Annotated in this window: 14 protein-coding genes and 1 pseudogene; 6 read left to right on the top strand and 9 right to left on the bottom strand. The window is 42.5% G+C overall.

From position 1 onward, the window contains the following. The first annotated feature begins 106 nt into the window (after positions 1-106). From ACRD7P_RS13695 to ACRD7P_RS13705, 3 genes are all read left to right on the top strand, one after another. Positions 107-805 carry a DUF2490 domain-containing protein gene (locus ACRD7P_RS13695; protein WP_430908199.1) on the top strand — a complete coding sequence of 233 codons (699 nt, stop codon included), beginning with the start codon at positions 107-109 and terminating at the stop codon, positions 803-805. Positions 806-822: 17 nt separating this feature from the next. Next, positions 823-1,599: a carbonic anhydrase family protein gene (locus ACRD7P_RS13700; RefSeq protein WP_430908200.1), complete on the top strand. Its 777-nt coding sequence runs from the start codon at positions 823-825 to the stop codon at positions 1,597-1,599. 325 nt (positions 1,600-1,924) lie between these two features. Then, positions 1,925-2,383, top strand: coding sequence for a hypothetical protein (locus ACRD7P_RS13705; RefSeq protein WP_430908201.1), 459 nt, complete (start codon positions 1,925-1,927; stop codon positions 2,381-2,383). Between the two features lie 136 nt (positions 2,384-2,519). On the opposite strand, the gene ACRD7P_RS13710 is transcribed toward ACRD7P_RS13705, so the two are convergent. The 9 genes from ACRD7P_RS13710 to ACRD7P_RS13750 all read right to left on the bottom strand — a co-directional run bounded on the left by ACRD7P_RS13710 (position 2,520) and on the right by ACRD7P_RS13750 (position 13,313). Continuing rightward, positions 2,520-3,449: a D-alanine--D-alanine ligase family protein gene (locus ACRD7P_RS13710; protein WP_430908202.1), complete on the bottom strand. Its 930-nt coding sequence runs from the start codon at positions 3,447-3,449 to the stop codon at positions 2,520-2,522. A 103-nt stretch (positions 3,450-3,552) separates the two neighbouring features. Continuing rightward, positions 3,553-4,872: a hypothetical protein gene (locus ACRD7P_RS13715; protein WP_430908203.1), complete on the bottom strand. Its 1,320-nt coding sequence runs from the start codon at positions 4,870-4,872 to the stop codon at positions 3,553-3,555. Continuing rightward, the gene (locus tag ACRD7P_RS13720; protein ID WP_430908204.1) at positions 4,862-5,707 is read right to left on the bottom strand and encodes an O-methyltransferase; all 846 of its coding nucleotides are present in this window, start codon (positions 5,705-5,707) and stop codon (positions 4,862-4,864) included. The genes ACRD7P_RS13715 and ACRD7P_RS13720 overlap by 11 nt, the downstream gene beginning before the upstream one ends. Before the next feature lie 4 nt (positions 5,708-5,711). Continuing rightward, the gene (locus ACRD7P_RS13725) at positions 5,712-6,422 is read right to left on the bottom strand and encodes an HAD-IA family hydrolase (protein ID WP_430908205.1); all 711 of its coding nucleotides are present in this window, start codon (positions 6,420-6,422) and stop codon (positions 5,712-5,714) included. Positions 6,423-6,485: 63 nt separating this feature from the next. Beyond that, positions 6,486-8,198, bottom strand: coding sequence for a sedoheptulose 7-phosphate cyclase (locus ACRD7P_RS13730; protein ID WP_430908206.1), 1,713 nt, complete (start codon positions 8,196-8,198; stop codon positions 6,486-6,488). Positions 8,199-8,573: 375 nt separating this feature from the next. After that, complete coding sequence (locus ACRD7P_RS13735; RefSeq protein ID WP_430908207.1) at positions 8,574-9,323, bottom strand: hypothetical protein; 750 nt, start codon at positions 9,321-9,323, stop codon at positions 8,574-8,576. A gap of 200 nt (positions 9,324-9,523) precedes the next feature. Continuing rightward, positions 9,524-10,078 carry a YSC84-related protein gene (locus ACRD7P_RS13740; RefSeq protein ID WP_430908208.1) on the bottom strand — a complete coding sequence of 185 codons (555 nt, stop codon included), beginning with the start codon at positions 10,076-10,078 and terminating at the stop codon, positions 9,524-9,526. Positions 10,079-10,587: 509 nt separating this feature from the next. Continuing rightward, positions 10,588-12,081 (bottom strand): serine hydrolase, encoded by a 1,494-nt coding sequence (locus ACRD7P_RS13745; protein WP_430908209.1) that lies wholly within the window; start codon positions 12,079-12,081, stop codon positions 10,588-10,590. 200 nt (positions 12,082-12,281) lie between these two features. Then, complete coding sequence (locus tag ACRD7P_RS13750; RefSeq protein ID WP_430908210.1) at positions 12,282-13,313, bottom strand: hypothetical protein; 1,032 nt, start codon at positions 13,311-13,313, stop codon at positions 12,282-12,284. 457 nt (positions 13,314-13,770) lie between these two features. Here ACRD7P_RS13750 and ACRD7P_RS13755 point away from each other — a divergent pair, with 457 nt between their 5' ends. The 3 genes and pseudogenes from ACRD7P_RS13755 to ACRD7P_RS13765 all read left to right on the top strand — a co-directional run bounded on the left by ACRD7P_RS13755 (position 13,771) and on the right by ACRD7P_RS13765 (position 16,685). Further along, complete coding sequence (locus tag ACRD7P_RS13755) at positions 13,771-14,787, top strand: glycoside hydrolase family 43 protein (RefSeq protein ID WP_430908211.1); 1,017 nt, start codon at positions 13,771-13,773, stop codon at positions 14,785-14,787. A 235-nt stretch (positions 14,788-15,022) separates the two neighbouring features. Continuing rightward, positions 15,023-15,472: a ferritin-like domain-containing protein gene (locus ACRD7P_RS13760; protein ID WP_430908212.1), complete on the top strand. Its 450-nt coding sequence runs from the start codon at positions 15,023-15,025 to the stop codon at positions 15,470-15,472. Positions 15,473-15,789: 317 nt separating this feature from the next. Then, a pseudogene (locus ACRD7P_RS13765) lies at positions 15,790-16,685 on the top strand (IS982 family transposase). Positions 16,686-16,716: the final 31 nt, after the last annotated feature.

The following is a 16,716-nucleotide window of genomic DNA, read 5'->3' on the forward strand; positions in this document are numbered from 1 at the left end:
ACTATCGATATGAATAGTAATACTATTAAATATTTGTTAATCGTAGTGAAAGAACAAGACCATACCCCTATTTTTGTTCAGGATTTACAAATAAAAATTAAACAGTATGTGGCGATACCTCCTTACTTCATTTCTCTTTTCACTGACAACCATTGGGGTTATGGCACAAGGGCCGGACGAGGAGCAACTGGGTGCGTGGTACATGTATTTCTATAACACCACGTTCGAGAACTCCAACTGGGGAATACAGGGCGATTTCCAATATCGCGACTGGCGTGGCCTAGGGGATCGGGAACAGCTTTTACTGCGTTCCGGACTAACCTATAGCCCGACCGGCTCCAATGTCAAGTTCACCATGGGATATGCAAACATTTCGTCCGGCCGGTTCGGCACCGAAATTGACGACCCCGTTGTGGAAAACCGTATCTATCAAGAAGCTCTTTTTTCGAACACCATTTTAAAAAGGCTGCTGTTGACCCACCGATTTCGGTATGAACAACGTTGGGTGGCCGAGCAGGATTTTAGAACGCGTTATCGCTACAACCTCTTCATCAATGTACCCTTGAACAATTCAACCATAGTGAAGAACACCTATTATACCGCTTTTTATAATGAGCTTTTCATAAACGGGGAGCGCAACATCGGTAACGGTGGAACGGTACCATTTTTTGATCGGAACCGAACCTATTTGGGCCTGGGCTACGCCCTTAGCAGCAAACTTAGGATTCAGTTGGGCTGGATGCAGCAGACCACTTCCAATTGGCAAAAAGGACAATTACAATTTAGTTTACACCATACATTTTAACTTTAAACATTATACAAATGAAAAACGTAAAATCACTTTTTACCGGAATTACACTAATGGCGGTTATGATTGGGTGCAAAGACACTTACAAGAATTCCGAACCGACTCAAACAAAGGTTGTAGCAACCAAAACAGCATCCATAGAAAAGCCCGTAGTCAGTATTTTGACCGCTGAGGAACAGGCAGGGATGTCCCCTGACGAAATTGTGGGAAGACTAAAAAAGGGAAATGAAAATTTCATGAACAACAACCTTACGCGTCGCGACCATTCCGAACAACGTAGAAAAGCCATGATAGGCCAATTTCCCAAGGCGATCGTACTCTCGTGTGTGGATAGTCGGGTTCCCGTAGAAGATGTTTTTGATCTGGGCATCGGCGATATTTTTGTAGCCCGGGTTGCCGGTAACATCGAAAACGAGGACATTGTGGGATCTATGGAATTCGCTACGGCGGTCGCGGGATCAAAGGTGGTCATTGTAATGGGGCATACGGAATGTGGTGCCGTCAAATCGACCATTGACAATGTTGACGCCCGCGCATTGAACATGAATTCATTAGCAAATCTCATCGATGAAATACGGCCCGCGGTAACGGAAACGAAAACAGATGGCGAAGTCAGTTCTAAAAACACCGTTTTCACCAATGCCGTCATTACCAATAACGCCATACGTACCGTAAAAAACATAAGGGAAGCTTCCCCTACCATGGCCGAAATGGAGGATAAGGGAGAAATAAAAATCGTTTCCGCAGTGTACGATATGGAAAGTGGAAAAGTAAGCTTTAACCACGATTGATTACGTCTTGACCCCGTAACATAAGGAAATCCCTTCACGCCAATGTGAAGGGTTTTTTTTGGTCCGTACCTTACTTCCATCATACGCAAGTGAAATGGACCGTTCGCCAGGCCATTTTCATCAAAATTCACACGGACCGTATCGCGATCGGTCTTAAGGACCGTGTTTTTACGGTCCAAAAGACTTCAAAAGAACACGTAATTTTTGGAATCGCATCAATGCCCTTGAGCGCATGTCGCTACTTTTATACAGCGATATCGAGGATACAAAAAACAGCCGGGAAATCTCGGCCCTCATATCCTAACGCAACATTATAACGATACCTATGGGAATTATAGCAAAGGACGACCGCCAACTCACTTTAATTTACAGTTCCAAATCCAACTTGGGAAAACAACTCCTGGCATATGCCGAAAGTCTCCCCATGGAGGTCATCACCAAGGATATCGACAAGGAAAATCTGGGGGATACCCTGTGGACGGAACTTTCGGAACTGTTACAGTTGGAACTAAGCGAAATCCTATCTCCCGAACACCCCGATGCACCTGCTGGATTCGACAGTGGAGCATATGACGTTACGGGCTGGTTAAAGATACTGAACAAGAACCCTGCACTGCTACAAAACGCTATTGCCATAAGAGGAAATACGGCCAAAATGTTGATCTCGCAGGCCGATATCATGTCATTTTTCGGTCAAGATTCCGCAGGTCTGGAACAAAGTCCGACCGGAACGAAGAAACCGGATATCGCCCCCAATTCGGAAGAAGGGAAATTTGTGCCTTAAACAGGGAAACCTTCACCTCTACATTAAGCAAACAATGGTTGTTTCATGAATACGGTTTATAAATCGATGATTACACTATTCTATTTTGATCGAAATGCGGGCAAACGAGGTAAACACCCCATATATTATCGGTCAACTACCGGCGCCCCCTTTCAAATGTCCTAGACCAAATCGCATGGGTTGTTTCCAACAGCGAAATTCCCGCTTCCCTTAACATCCGTGAGATCATACTTTTTGGACTAAATGACCAAAAAAAACCCGTTTCCAACATATACACTTTATTTGTATCGCTGGCTATCCTAAAATCGAACATCGAGTAATCTCGGCAATCCAATGCAACATGGGCGATTTTCATTGCGGAGACCAACTTTTCCTTTAAGGAATCGTCTAATTCGGCGGGACACATGGCAGGTACATTCTCTTTTTTTGATTGGCCCATCAGTTTCCCTGAATCGTTGAACAGCAATTTGTCCTCTGGATTCCGAATAGGATGATCATTATCGACCAAATATTCAATGAAGGGGGGTATTATTAAACCTTCTCCGGATTCAATAAGCGCCCCTCTGATTTCTCTACCCGGAATATACGTCTCAACAAGAATGGAGTCATCGAATTGACCCGCTTTTTTAAATGCGGCGGGCATCTCATTTTTCTCAAATACCAATGATAGTCCATCGGAATTATCGGCATTGTTAGGTTTGATAATCACCGGAAATTGGTCAACACGAACATTGGAAATGATCGTTGGCCCATACTTTAACTTTTGTCCCAGAGGCACAGCTACGCCAGCCTCCGCGACCAAGCTTTTAGCAAGGAACTTATTTTGAGCGACCGCCAAGCTATGACCCGAAGAACCAACGACCGGAATATCCAATACGTCCTCCAAAAGGATTCGAATCGATATCATTCCCTTTTTACAGAACATATGGCATATGGCAATATCGACGGCTCCTATCAAATCCAACATTTCTTTAAAAGATATTTTGGTCAATGGCCCGGATAGTTTTTTAGAAACCGACCAGCGTCCATCAGGATGTGCCACAGCGAAGAGCGATTGAAATCCCATTGGTGTTACGACCTCTCTCGCATACAAAAATGAAAGTTCGTAAAAGAATTTTGACGTAGGCGATCCCACGAGTTGTAAGGCCGTCAGGATCGTCTTTGTATTTTTAGTCTCCACCTGGAACGATTATTTTACCAATGTTAAAGTCAATTCGGGTCCATAGCGCTCCTTTACGGAACTTTTTAATGATTTGATAGGGTATGCTTATATGATTGTTGAACCAAAACGGCCAAGGGTCATACCATTGAAAAACAGCCTCTTTCCCGGTAAACATTCGGATAATCAGCATTTTAGCACTCGAAAGATTCCTACATGTAAGCAGTCGATAGAGTTCGTGATACCACCAATAGGTGTGACCGGAATTTTTCCCCGGTTCAAAATAGTCAGTGGACCTTTCCGATTTCCTATATGCAGCTATTGCCCTTTTGTGGTCGTGCAACAGCGTTATGGCGGAATGGGTCCTCGGATTACATTCGATGGGAATTACGGTACCGTTCTCCTTTAAAATAAAGTCAAAGGATATTTGGCCCGTGGCCCCAAGGCTTTTCACAAAGGAACGAACCCATTCTTTTACCTTTGGGAGATGTAACATTTCGTAATTTACTTGAAACGGTGACGATGCGGAGCAGATGTATAGGTTCAATTCGCCCCATCGTGAAGTTGTGTGGGTACATACCTCATCACCTTCTATAAATTCCTGAAGGACCCACCTGTTGTCGGAGTCGATAGGAAGTGCCATCACACGGTCTTGCCATCCGGCATGTGGCAGTGTTCGTAAGTCCAAACGATACACTGGATCATATGCTATCTTTTTTAAAACATACCTTTTGTCGGAATTAAAATCAAAACGCAACAACTCTTGCTTATTTTCAAAGAGATGGGACTCAGGAACGGACAGTCCAAACGCTTTGGCAATACCTATAAATCGGTGTTTGTCATCCAAGATATCGACCAGATCGAGGTCAAAATGGAATACCTCGGTATTTTTCGGAAAACCAGGTTTGGCCAAGGCATCAAAATAGGCGGATTTAGGTGTGGCCACGGGTACGAACAAATCCACATTTTCCCTTTCCGCAAGGGCTATAAGATCTTCACAATATCCCTCACCTTGTCCTTCGATGTCCGAAATAATATAAAACTTTGATATCGCGTTAGAAAATCGTGTTCCGCACCACCGGTATAAAGGTGTTTCCGCAACGATGACCCTGTCGCCGGCAGCTTGGAACATACGTGCAAGCTGTAAACATTTGGTCATTTTGGCCCCTGTCAAAAGAACCGTTCTGCCCGACCTTCCTGCTTTTGGGTAGGATCGGAAACGGGATATGACAGATAGCAGCAAAGTAGGAATCAACCATAACATACCCAGCGACCAGAGGACCAAGGGCACCACTCCGACTTTCACAAGCTTTTCAAGATTATCCGACACGTCTCACGATTGTAACGCCGTCCCGGAGCGGCAACATCACCTGACGCACTCTTTCGTCGGCCGCCACCATTGCATTGAATGATTTTATGGCACGGCCATTTTCCGTAATTTCAGTCGAGGAAAAGGTCTCTCCCATATAAAGCGTATTGTCGATACAAAGTATGCCTCCCTTTTGGATAAGTTCACCATCCATGAGTGCCGAATAATACTGCGCGTACCCTTTTTTATCGGCATCCAAGAAAACAAAATCGAAGGTTTCGCCCTTCTTCTTAAGATCGTTCATCGATTCCAGGGCATCGCCCTGAACGATTTCGATCTTGTGTGCGTGATTCGACGCTAAAATCTGTTCGCGTGCGAAATTAGCGGTGTACCGGTCATATTCACAGGCATAAAGCTTCCCGTTTTCCGGGAGACCTTCTGCCATTGCTAGAGAGGCGTATCCCGTAAAGGATCCGATTTCCAATATGTTCTTCGCTCCGGAAATTTCCACTAGCATTTTTAGAAATTGGCCTTCCAATGCCCCACTGAGCATTTCTTTTTCCAGAGGTAGGGCCGTAAGGGAGGTATCAAATGCCGATTCCCAATTTAGGGTATTTGTATTCTCCTCGAGGCGCATTAGTTCGTCCGAGGCAGGAGTTGTGTTCAGCTTAAGATAACCTTCCATTGGTACGATAAGGCCGAGGCATTCGTCAACTAAATTTAAAACGTCGGAAGCCTGCCCGCCTTCGGAAAGTTGCCGGCGCAAAAGCATCAATTTTTCACCGAGAATGGTATGGGGCGTTACGGCCCGGTGACCCGATTCCTCTTTTCCAATAGTATTTTCGGTAGTTTTCATTTCGTTAGGCGACTTTGGCGTAAGTAGCAGATCGGTGTGCCGTTTTAAGCTTGTTCCAATTCATATCATCCAAGGAATCGACCACTAAATCGGCAATGTTCTCAACGTGTTCATCGTGGTATTGGCCCAAGGTCGCCACGGTATAGATGCCCGCGGCCTTTGAGGAAAGAATTGAATTTAGCGAATCCTCGATGGCAATACACTCTTCGGGACGTGCATCAAAATGCTTTAGGGCTACCGTATAAATATCCGGTTCAGGCTTACCATTCGCTGCATCCTCCCTATGGAAGATATGACTAAAATCGTTAGCGCTTATGGATGCTTTACAGGCGTCCAAAATGGCACCGGTATTTTCTTTTCCCGTAGTGGTAACCCAAGCGACCTGTATATTGTCATCGATCGCTTCCTTGATCAATTGTGCAACGCCCGCGCGAGGGCCCGTCACTTTTGATCTTACCAAATCACAGGCCAATTGGGTCTTTCTAGAATGTATTTTTTCGATCTGCCCGGCGGACAGTCGATGTCCAGTGGCCATAGCCAACATATCCAGACGGTCCTGACCACCGCTACGTTGCAATAGCCGCTTATATACTCCTTTGTTCCAGTTCCAATCAACCCCATTTTCCTTAAGCGCCTGATTATAAGCCTGCCGCTGTAATTCCGAAGTTTCCGCCACTACACCGATAGACCCGATAAATAAGACTTTTGTTTTCATAATTTCGTTTGGATTAAATTATTTAAAAGTTGAATACATGTTATGGTGGTTTGCAACCGCATATCAGTTTACCCTGTTTGCCAGGTTTAAGTTCACCACCGTGGATGGGTCCTCAAGCCCTACTTCATGACAGTGTGCATCGACTCCCAGTCCGTTACGTTTGAAGGTTTTACAAAGGACCTTGTACTCTAAAAGGGATAATTTTAGCTCTTCGTAAGAAAGTTTGTTCAGATAGCCGCAATCACCAATTTTACCTTTGGGCAAAGGCGCAACAAGATTGCCACCTCTTTTCTCGATAACCTTTATTTGTGCTTGGTAGACCAAATCCGTATTGTCAAGGATCGGATGCCAAAGACTAAGCTCAAATTCGCCGATCAGCGAAAGTATCCGATTTCTATCGTGCTCCGAAATCCATCCCTCCCGATAACTTAGGTAGGCCCCAAAACCCATTCCGCAGGCAACGGCGTGTCCGTGGAGCATTCCGGAAGGTATTTCGTAGCCGGGAGACCACGTATGACCGTAAGCATGGGGTCTACATTGATGGGTCTCGTATAGGTTATCATATTCGGCCTGCACATAACTTCGCATTGCCAAGGCCAGAATGCGTTGACTCCGATCTCCAAGCGCATTATCATCTACCAATGTCCCAAATTGGGAATAGACCAAATCTATGCCGGTTTCTTCCAACAGTTCAAAAAGTTCGGAATCCTTGACTACGGCCATTTTTATTATTTCTGCGATTCCATGACGTACCCATCCGGTGCGCAAGGTTTTGAAAAAGGTACGGTCGGTGAGGGTCATTACGGGAGCGTGGTAAGCGCCAAATAAGTTTTTAAAACCAAACCCGTCACAGCAAGTTCTGGGAGATGGTCCCGCATCGATACCGGACACAATGGACGTGGCCAGCATTACGTAGGGCGTATTCCGATGGTAGAGTGAGCAGGCCAAACCACCAATATCGGCAATAACGCCTCCCCCCACTATGAGCACAGGTTCTTGTCGGGAGACACCGACCCTTTTAAAATCACTTAAGAGTTCCTCCACCATCCCGATACCCTTATCGACTTCCATTGCTCGGTATACCAGTAGGTTCAACGCGATATCGAAGTGTCTAAAATAACGGACAATGTCGTCTCTGTAATGTTCACTTATGTTAGAATCCAACACACAGATACATCTTCCCAAAGGCTGATAAAGGTTTTTTAATATGGTATTTTCAACTTGCAGAACCCCTTCCGAGATATGTATTTCCGTCATAGTGGAAGTGGTCATAACGGCTTCTATATGTTTATCGTCCAAGCTAGTGCTCACGGTACCTTTCGATTCCCGATAGGGCGAGGTAGGATAAATGGCATGGGGGTCGGATTTTTCCAATTCCGCTATTAAGGACTTGGTTTCATTTTGTAGCCCATATTTTAAAATAAGGCTTGCAACACTTGAAGCGCCTTCCGGTTCGGTGGACACCAAATTTTTAAGATATGTCCAGGTATCCGAAGATTTCGGATTAACGATATCTGCAAACTGGGATACCAAAGGAATCAACAATCGTATGGGCATTGCGTAAGCGCTCCTTAATTTTCGCAAAAGAAAAATGGCGTTACTACCGAAGTGATGCCCTAATTCGGTAGCCAAGCTTAAGGAAAAGGCATCAATTTTACGAAATTGTTCCAAAAGCCCCAGAAACGAGGCATCATTGACCAAAACACTGATATTTGCCGTTTCTTCTACCTGTCCCAATAAATTTTGGATGTTGAGACCAACAGTATTCCCTTCCATAGAGTGTTCTTTAGTTAAATAAGAAAAATTAAAGTGAGAAATGTGATTAAAATTCGATTTTGAACGAAAAGTAGTCCTAAAACCCATCGATAATTAACCCGATAAAATGAAAAATTAATAGAATCCGTATAGTGTTAAGGTTTGGCCCGATACTGATATATGCAGCTACGGTGCATGGTATTTTATTTAGGATCGACCAACGAAACGAGAATTTTTGAGAGCTACGTATCGCGTGTACATGTCGTGCAGATGGATAACGTCTTCCTGGGCACTCCGGTAATAAGGGAGTACCGCGACAGCGCGGAATTAGTGCCGCTGGCACCCTTTGTACGTGATCATGAAGGAGATTGTCAAGTTCGAGAACTCTTTATATCCTTAACCTTCCAAAATTCTATAGAGGATTATTGACAATAGGTAAACGGTAAACATTATAACCGTTTTAGTATCCGTAGGAATGTTTGTGCGAAACGGTTTAAGGGTATAAATGTCAAAATGAGACGGAAATCTACCGGTGCTTGCCAATCCGGTTTTTTTAAAGTAGGATCGAGATGCACTGATGATAAACTTCTTGAACACATCGTTTACCCAATCCTTGGGCAACCGGACCAATAGAAGAAATACCCGATCGGTTCGCCTCAGTTTATTGGATTTTTCGACCAAAAACCGATTTCTGTTAAGGTCCAGTATTCGCTTTGTCAAACGGTTGAGTTTCCGGTCGAACAATTTTGAATTGGCCCTTTCCAAGTTTCTCCTGATCCCCGGATCTAAGTTTCCTTTGTTCAGCAAGTAACACACTGTGGCCGTATCGGTTTTCTCGATTAGCAAATGTTCCTTGAGAAACAGATAGTCTTGAGGGTTTCGGAGTATAAGTTCATGATCTTGGAAGTCCGTATGGCCAAAATATAATTTCTCAAGTTCCATATTTAGATACTTGCTATACCCGCCATCCTTAGCATCAAAATACTGGTCGAACAATAGTCTTTTCATAAACACGATATTCAATATCCGTTTTGGTATCCCGTGAGATGCCTTCTGCATCCCGTGCCGGTAATACGCCAAGTTATCCTTGTTTCTCAAGAGTATTGAACCGACAGCATTGGATGGTGTTGTATCTTGAAAGGACATCTATCTGATTAAGACGTTCAAATTATTCCATTTTGCAAAATTTTAAGGATGCTTTTGTTTCAATAATTGACGCTATCGCAAGAACGATATCTTTTGTTTTTATTTTGTCATTTAATTGGACAAAAGGCGTATCGTTATCTGGTGCACAAATAAAAAGCGACCCAAAAAGGGTCGCCCTTGTTATTTATAGGTATGCTATGTTATTTTCCCATATTTTCTTCGCCTTGGAACGGAGCATACTTAAATTTCTGTCCTGCGACCGAAGCGTCGGCCATTAATCCGGTCTTTGGCATCGCAAAGACAGCGGTACCATCCGTAAATTTCAAGTTAACGGAAACTCCCTTTTTAATTGCAATTGCGGAAGCTTCCGCCCCAAGCTCAAAAGATCCATTTTTAAACGCCTCCAAATCCGTTTCCGATTCAAAGAAGATTACCTCGGCAACCGCTTTTCCACCTGCCTTAAAACCTACACTTAATTCTTTGAGATTTGCCATTCCCACTGCGGTCCCGTTATCATATAGCACTCCGTTCCCCGAAGCTCCTCCGATAATGAGCCCTCCCTTACCTACGTTAGGAAAAATTGCGTAGCCTGCCGATTTGGAGAAGTATTCCTGTAATCCCTCTGCCCTATCCAACATTTCTGTTTTCATCCTTTCGGCATCTTCCATAATTCGAATTTCCTTGTCCGTTTGGGCGAAGGTGGATGAAACGAATACCATAAACAATGTGAACGATAAAAATTTAATTTTTTTCATAATGTACAATTTAGATTTTACTTCTTTTTTTGATAACGTTAGTATCGGTAACGATGTAAAATTAAATTACGACTACATCAAGGGTTATTGCTTTTGGCAAAAACCTTGATTCTTTTGAAAAAACCGGTAACGACATGCAGTCGATTTTAACGTGTTAAAAATTTTAGGGACCATGGTACCTCTATTCAATCCTTAACAAAACCTTTGAACCAGATCAATGGCAAACTTTTTCAAGAAAACGTTCTTACGGAAATGGAACTTTTTACTTCGAGCGGTCTAAACTCTTTCTCCCTTACCGTCGCGAGGCTAAAATGACGCTTTTTCACACTTTTTTTGACTTTTCCCTGCCATAGCCCTGCCAGGCGGCTCAAAAAAGACTTCAAAGAGCAGAAAAATCATGTCCCGAAGCATCGGTATCGCTCCGATCCAAAAAGTGAAAACCGCTTCTTCCTTTATTCAATTCTTTATGTACCTATTTCCTTAAACCTTCTAAGCTTCGGTACAAAATGTTATTCATTTTCCTTTAACCATTGTTCGGCTTCATGCGTATACCAATTTTCAGAAAAATTCTTGGAATTTACGATATCCTCAAAATGTTTCCTGGCTTTGGCAATATGTCCTTTTCTACTATAGAAAGTGCCCAAATACGCATGAACATAAGGATTGTTCGGCGCTTCTTCCAATAGTTTTTGCGCTATACGTTCTATATAAATGTCAAAATCGTTAAACGCATCAAGTTCCATGTGAAAGATAACGTCCTTTAAAAAAGTGAGGTTATGTAATAGATTTAAATCGGAATATTGTAAATAATCCGGGTATTTGGAAAAAACATAATTCAATAACCTTATACTCGACTTCAGTTTTTTTTGATCAAATCTGGCCATATAGGATTCCGCCAACGCTTGTCCCAACAGTTTTCGCCTAAAAAAATCTTCGTTCGAAGTCGTTTCAGATATGGCATCCGACTTTTCGAACAAGGGCATCTCGGTCAGTCCGAGCAAATAGTTTTTGATGAAACTAATGGCAAACAAGGATGATGTGACATCGCCATTGATAAGCCTAGCCGAATCACTCGGCAAATTATTATTGGCCAGAATTGTTAAGGTCAGGTTTTCAGACGGAACTTTTAACAACAAACCGGAATAGCAATCATATTGTCCATAGGCCCATATCATGTTCAAATTTTGAAATTGCTGATTAAAGACCCCATACCCATATGGTAAACTATTATAGGCACGAAACATCAACATTTTTGATTTTTCGTTTATGATCAGGTTATTGTCCAATGCATTATTAAAAATCCTCAAATCTTCCAAATTTGAAACGATTCCGGCCGAAGACGAATAGCCATAGTCAATAAAACCACTTTCTATACCATTTTCAACGATATAAGGTTTGGCCAATTTTTTCGTTTGAGTAGAATCTTTCAGTAAAAAGGTATTTTTAAGCTGCAATGGCATCAAAATTTCCTCGTCCATTACTTCAGAAAAAGATTTACCTGTAGCCCGCTCAATGATATTGGTCAGAAACCCGAACCTTGAGCTATAATAAAATTTCTCACCTACCCTTCCCTGTGAAGTATGTGATAAAATGTGCTTTACCAAAATTGAGTCGCCAAATATGGGTTTCTGCAAAATTTCATCTACTGGGGCATCTAGCGACAGTTTTTTTTGCTCTACGAGTTTCATTACCAAAACTCCGGAAAAAACTTTGGTTATCGATGCTATCGGAAATAAGTTGGTTGAATCTAGATTTGTACCGTTTTCCATATCGGACACTCCAAAAAAACGTCGATAAACATTTTTTCCCTCTTTATCGATAGAAACCGCAAGCCCGGGAATTTTAAAATAATCTTTTAATTCTAAAAGTTCAGAAGTGAATTTTTCCTCTTGTTTGCTTTGCGGTTCTGTTTCCGCGATGAAGCCTGAAATCACTATGACCAGGATTACAATTATTGAAGAGCATACAGCTTTCTTAGTGGCAATGTGCATTAGGCCGGTCATTTTCACCTTTTTAAATTATCAGAATTAAAGGATTATCCCTTGTAACCAATTGTTCGTTAACCCTTTCCATCCGTCGTTCTACGCTATTCGTGACTCAAATCCACGTTGTAGATGAAACAACGGAAGGATACTATTTGCGGGCCTGTTCCAAAAAAATCATGCTATCTACCAGGCTGATCGCTCCGAAACCTCTATCATGCCTACTTCACCTCCAGATAAAATTGAAGCGTACGATAGGTGTCGACATCCGGGTACCCGTCACTGGTGGGCTCCAGTCCCTTAAAATGATTTTTCGGGAATAGGGACTGCCCTAAAAGAGCTTTCTTAAGTTTTTTATTCTCTGGTGGTTCGGAATTACCCAGCATCATTGGAGGGTTATCACCATTACCCTCTCTACGTACGCCCCATCTGATATTTCCGGAGGAGTCCCTTAGAAAGTCTCCCTTTTCCTTGGTGTGAACCTCGGATGAAATTGCCAAAGCCAAACCCCTTGAACTTGCCGCCTCGGTAAACCCGATGAGAAACGCATAGGTCTTGCCCGCTTTCAGCACGATTTCCGAACGCTCTGAAAAGTCACATCTAAAAAATATCAGGTGCCCTTCCTGCTCACCAAAAGGTTCGCCCTTTCCATTATCGTAAACAAACTGGCTCGTGGTACCGATATCGGGAAACGATCCACCGATCGAATGATGTAAAAACGTATATGTAGCGCCCTCTATGTAATCGTCCGCTCGATTAAACTGATGATCAAAACCGTGAGTTGCGCTATCCCCTTTTGTTGTACCGTTCTCATTTATCGATAATCCTTTCCCGCTGCGCTTCACTTCGAAAAAAACTATATTCATCTTTGCGCCGATGGCCCCTTTCATTACGGCATTATTTCCCCTTGAGGTTCGCAAAACCAGCGCATCCAATATTACATCCTCCGTGCCACCTACGGTGAATACCTGTCCCAAGTCCCTATTTCTTTGAAAATAACCATAACCATTTTCGTTGGGGTTTCCCTTCCAAACCAAATTTTCGGCATTCACATTGCGTATGCTCGTATTCCCTCCGACTACATCATCTTTTTTCTCGATATGATGGTACATGCCAGGTACCAACTTTTCATGATTCGTCCTATAATTTTTACCTAGATTATGGACGCTAAAAGATCCTTCACTTGTACTACAGCCATAGGCCACCATTGTGCAGCATATTAGGGCGAAAATTTTAGGGATATCGGTTTTCATGTTTTAAATAAATATCATTACGGCCTGGCCGATCTACTATTTGGCAAAGGACAACATGAACGCATAGCGAACTACGGACATATCCGTTTTTTTGTTCTTACGGTCAATGCATAAAATTAAGGTATTTTGGCATTCTTTTAAATGCCGTACAAGATAACGTTATAGAAAATTTTAGTTGTCCGTTAAGGCATAAGCGATAGTGCACATATAGAGTTGAACAGAACGGAACGATACCCCTTTGATTCAAAAAAAGCATACCTTTATATTGGGCACATAGCCTTCGGTTCCGTTAATTTTGTTCCGCCCCGATCATAGGTGCTTAATCCACAAACACATACAAAGGATAAAACATTGGAGCTCACACTATCATTATTTTTAATGATATTTGAATAGGGTCCTAGCCCAACTCTGTTTCTGCCGCATCACGCGAATTTGTACTAATAGAAATATCGATTTTATGTTCAAACATTTTTTTTTAAGTCTTTTATGCCATTTCAGTTTCTCCTTCTCGCTAGCACAAGAAGATGTAAAGAAAAACAACCCGATTTTTGGAGGGTGGTACGCCGATCCGGAAGGAGCCGTCTTTAACAATACGTACTGGGTATTCCCGACCTTCTCGGATGACTTTACCGATCAATTACACTTCGATGCATTTTCCTCCAAGGATTTGGTAAACTGGAAGAAACACGAACGTATTTTGGACAAGAGCAAAATAAAATGGTTGCGCCAAGCTCTATGGGCTCCATCCGTTATAGAGAAAGCGGGCAAATACTATCTTTTCTTTGGGGCCAATGACATCCAGCGACCGGGTAGGGATTCCTTTGACCCTAATAATGACATCAATCATTATGGGGGAATAGGTATTGCCGTGGCGGATGATCCCGGAGGACCATATGAGGATTATTTGGGCAGACCCTTAATCTCCGATTTCTATAATGATGCCCAACCCATCGACCAGTTCGTGTTTAGGGATACCGATGATACCCATTATTTTTTTTATGGTGGATGGGGCCATTGCAATCTAGGCAAACTCAAGGATGATTTCACTGATTTTATCCCTTGGGAGGATGGTAGCAAGTTCAAGGAAATTACTCCAAAGGGCTATGTTGAAGGACCGTTTATGTTCCTGCGAAAAGGTATTTACTATTTTATGTGGTCAGAGGGTGAGTGGACCAACGGAAGTTATAAGGTAGCCTATGCCATGTCCGATAAGGCTACTGGCCCTTATAAACGTGTCGGTACCATACTCCAATCCAAAGAAGGGGATATTGCAACTGGTGCCGGTCATCATTCTGTAATCAACAAACCAAATACCGATGAGTATATAATTGTATACCATCGTAGACCGGTACCCAATGAAGACCGCGACCATAGGGTGACTTGTATGGAGATTATGGAATTCAATCAAGATGGTACCATAAAACCAATTCGAATGACCTTTGAAGGAGTCGGGAATAGTGCTATAGCGGAATGAGTATAAAACCGCAGCCGTGCCTTCCTTGGATTTTGTATCAATTTAGTTTGGTGATTGGAGGATAATCGTTTTAAAAAATTGAGGAGTCGACATTCACCGGTCTACCATCTCGCCAATCTATTTCAAATCAGCAAAGGATCTTCGTTTATGCATCAAACATAACAGCTGGTTCAACCTAAGTTTGTCATATATTAATTATTAATAACGACCATTAAGGTCACAAAAATATTATATTATGAGCACAACTTATGAAAAGGTTACCGATCAATTGGAGGAAATTTTAGAAAAAAACGTAGATGCCGAGAAAGGTTACAAAAAAGCGGCCGAGAACGCCACTGATTTAAATTTAAAAAATTTCTTTGAAAGAAAAGCGAAAGATCGTGGTAAGTTTAACGCCGAGCTAAGGCGTGAACTAAGCTCCAATTATGAGGAAATCGATGAAGATGGGTCATTTGCTGGAACCGTACACAGATCATGGATGGATGTAAAAGCTTTTTTCTCCGGTGATAACGACGAGGCAATGTTGGAAGAAGCAATTAAGGGTGATAAAGCAGCAGTCGAGGAGTACGAGGAAGTTTTGGAAGATAGCACTTTGCCACAATCTTTGGCGACGTTGGTAAGAAACCAGCTAATTTCTATCCGCACGGACCTAAACAACGTCAGAAGATTAGAGGATTTGAAATAAATGAATTAACGAAACCATTCACCGAGTGGTTAGATGTAAACAAAAAAGGGTTTGACTTTAGAAAAAGTCAAACCCTTTTTTAGTAAATTAAGAACAACTCATTTAAGATAACCTGCCCTCCACTACATCGGAACACATTGGCGATATCAGGTTTTCATATCATATTCAGATTTAAGGTCGGTTCAGAAAAAACCCGCTCTAACGTGAATTCGAGATAAGAAATCCAACGATTACCAAGAGAAATAGGCAATAATTTACTATATTCAAGTATCTGGAATTCATATATTTGAGCAAAAAATCGCTTGTGGTTTCCAAAGATGAAATTACCGACCCTGAGATTTCGGGGCTGTCATATCGATGATCTTTGTAAAGAAATGGACCGTGTTCCGGTCCAAATTCGATTCAAAGCGATAATCCCAAGAGGAAAAGGCATGGAAAGTCCAAAATGAGCGATAGCGGGGTAATCACTATCATGATACTGTTTCAGTTGAAAGGTTACCGTTGCCTGAAACATTTTTATATCGATCATGTCAAACGGCACATGAAAGATGACTTTCCCGATACGGTATCCTATTACCGTTTTGTCGAGCTTCAAAAAAAGGCAATGCTGCCAATGGCCATATTTCTTCAAACCTTGTTGTTCGGGAGAATGTTCCGGGATATCCTTTTTGGATTCCACGGTAATCAAGGCGTGCCATTAAAAAAGCGAAAAACGGAACAAGGTCTTCAAAGGTATCGCGACCAAGGGAAGGGGCACCATGGGATGGTTCTTCGGTTTTAAACTATACATGGTAATCAACGAAAGGGGCGAGATACCGGATTTCGTTATGGCACGGGGCAATGTGGACGATAGGCAACCCTTGAGGGACAGGCCCTTCCGCGATAAGGTCTTCGGAAAGATATTCGCCGATAGGGGGTATATCGGGAAAGAACTATTCGAAAAACTGTTCGTGGACGGGATACATCATCCGGTGACCAAGATCTGAAAGAACATGAAAAACGCACTATGCACATTCATGATAAAATATTATTGAGAAAGAGGGCCGTCATCGCATGTGTCAACAACATCCTGAAAGACCAATGCCACATAGAACACACAGGACATAGAAGTTTCGACAACTTCATTAGCAATATGATATCGGGACCGATAGCATACTCCCTCTGTCCGACCAAACCCAATATCAACATCCATAACTTTAGGGCAATACAATAATCCTTATGTTGATCTCACGTTAGTTTAAATC

The sequence above is a fragment of the Maribacter sp. 2-571 genome (genome assembly GCF_050589625.1).
Taxonomy (GTDB): Bacteria; Bacteroidota; Bacteroidia; order Flavobacteriales; family Flavobacteriaceae; genus Pelagihabitans.

Bases quoted from the DNA above. Each gene is read 5' to 3' on its own strand.
- ACRD7P_RS13750 (WP_430908210.1), bottom strand. From the start codon at position 13,313: ATGAAAACCGATATCCCTAAAATTTTCGCCCTAATATGCTGCACAATG.
- ACRD7P_RS13745 (WP_430908209.1), bottom strand. From the start codon at position 12,081: ATGACCGGCCTAATGCACATTGCCACTAAGAAAGCTGTATGCTCTTCA.
- ACRD7P_RS13695 (WP_430908199.1), top strand. From the start codon at position 107: ATGTGGCGATACCTCCTTACTTCATTTCTCTTTTCACTGACAACCATT.
- ACRD7P_RS13700 (WP_430908200.1), top strand. From the start codon at position 823: ATGAAAAACGTAAAATCACTTTTTACCGGAATTACACTAATGGCGGTT.
- ACRD7P_RS13755 (WP_430908211.1), top strand. From the start codon at position 13,771: ATGTTCAAACATTTTTTTTTAAGTCTTTTATGCCATTTCAGTTTCTCC.
- ACRD7P_RS13725 (WP_430908205.1), bottom strand. From the start codon at position 6,422: ATGAAAACAAAAGTCTTATTTATCGGGTCTATCGGTGTAGTGGCGGAA.
- ACRD7P_RS13760 (WP_430908212.1), top strand. From the start codon at position 15,023: ATGAGCACAACTTATGAAAAGGTTACCGATCAATTGGAGGAAATTTTA.
- ACRD7P_RS13705 (WP_430908201.1), top strand. From the start codon at position 1,925: ATGGGAATTATAGCAAAGGACGACCGCCAACTCACTTTAATTTACAGT.
- ACRD7P_RS13735 (WP_430908207.1), bottom strand. From the start codon at position 9,323: ATGTCCTTTCAAGATACAACACCATCCAATGCTGTCGGTTCAATACTC.
- ACRD7P_RS13740 (WP_430908208.1), bottom strand. From the start codon at position 10,078: ATGAAAAAAATTAAATTTTTATCGTTCACATTGTTTATGGTATTCGTT.
- ACRD7P_RS13720 (WP_430908204.1), bottom strand. From the start codon at position 5,707: ATGAAAACTACCGAAAATACTATTGGAAAAGAGGAATCGGGTCACCGG.
- ACRD7P_RS13730 (WP_430908206.1), bottom strand. From the start codon at position 8,198: ATGGAAGGGAATACTGTTGGTCTCAACATCCAAAATTTATTGGGACAG.
- ACRD7P_RS13710 (WP_430908202.1), bottom strand. From the start codon at position 3,449: ATGGGATTTCAATCGCTCTTCGCTGTGGCACATCCTGATGGACGCTGG.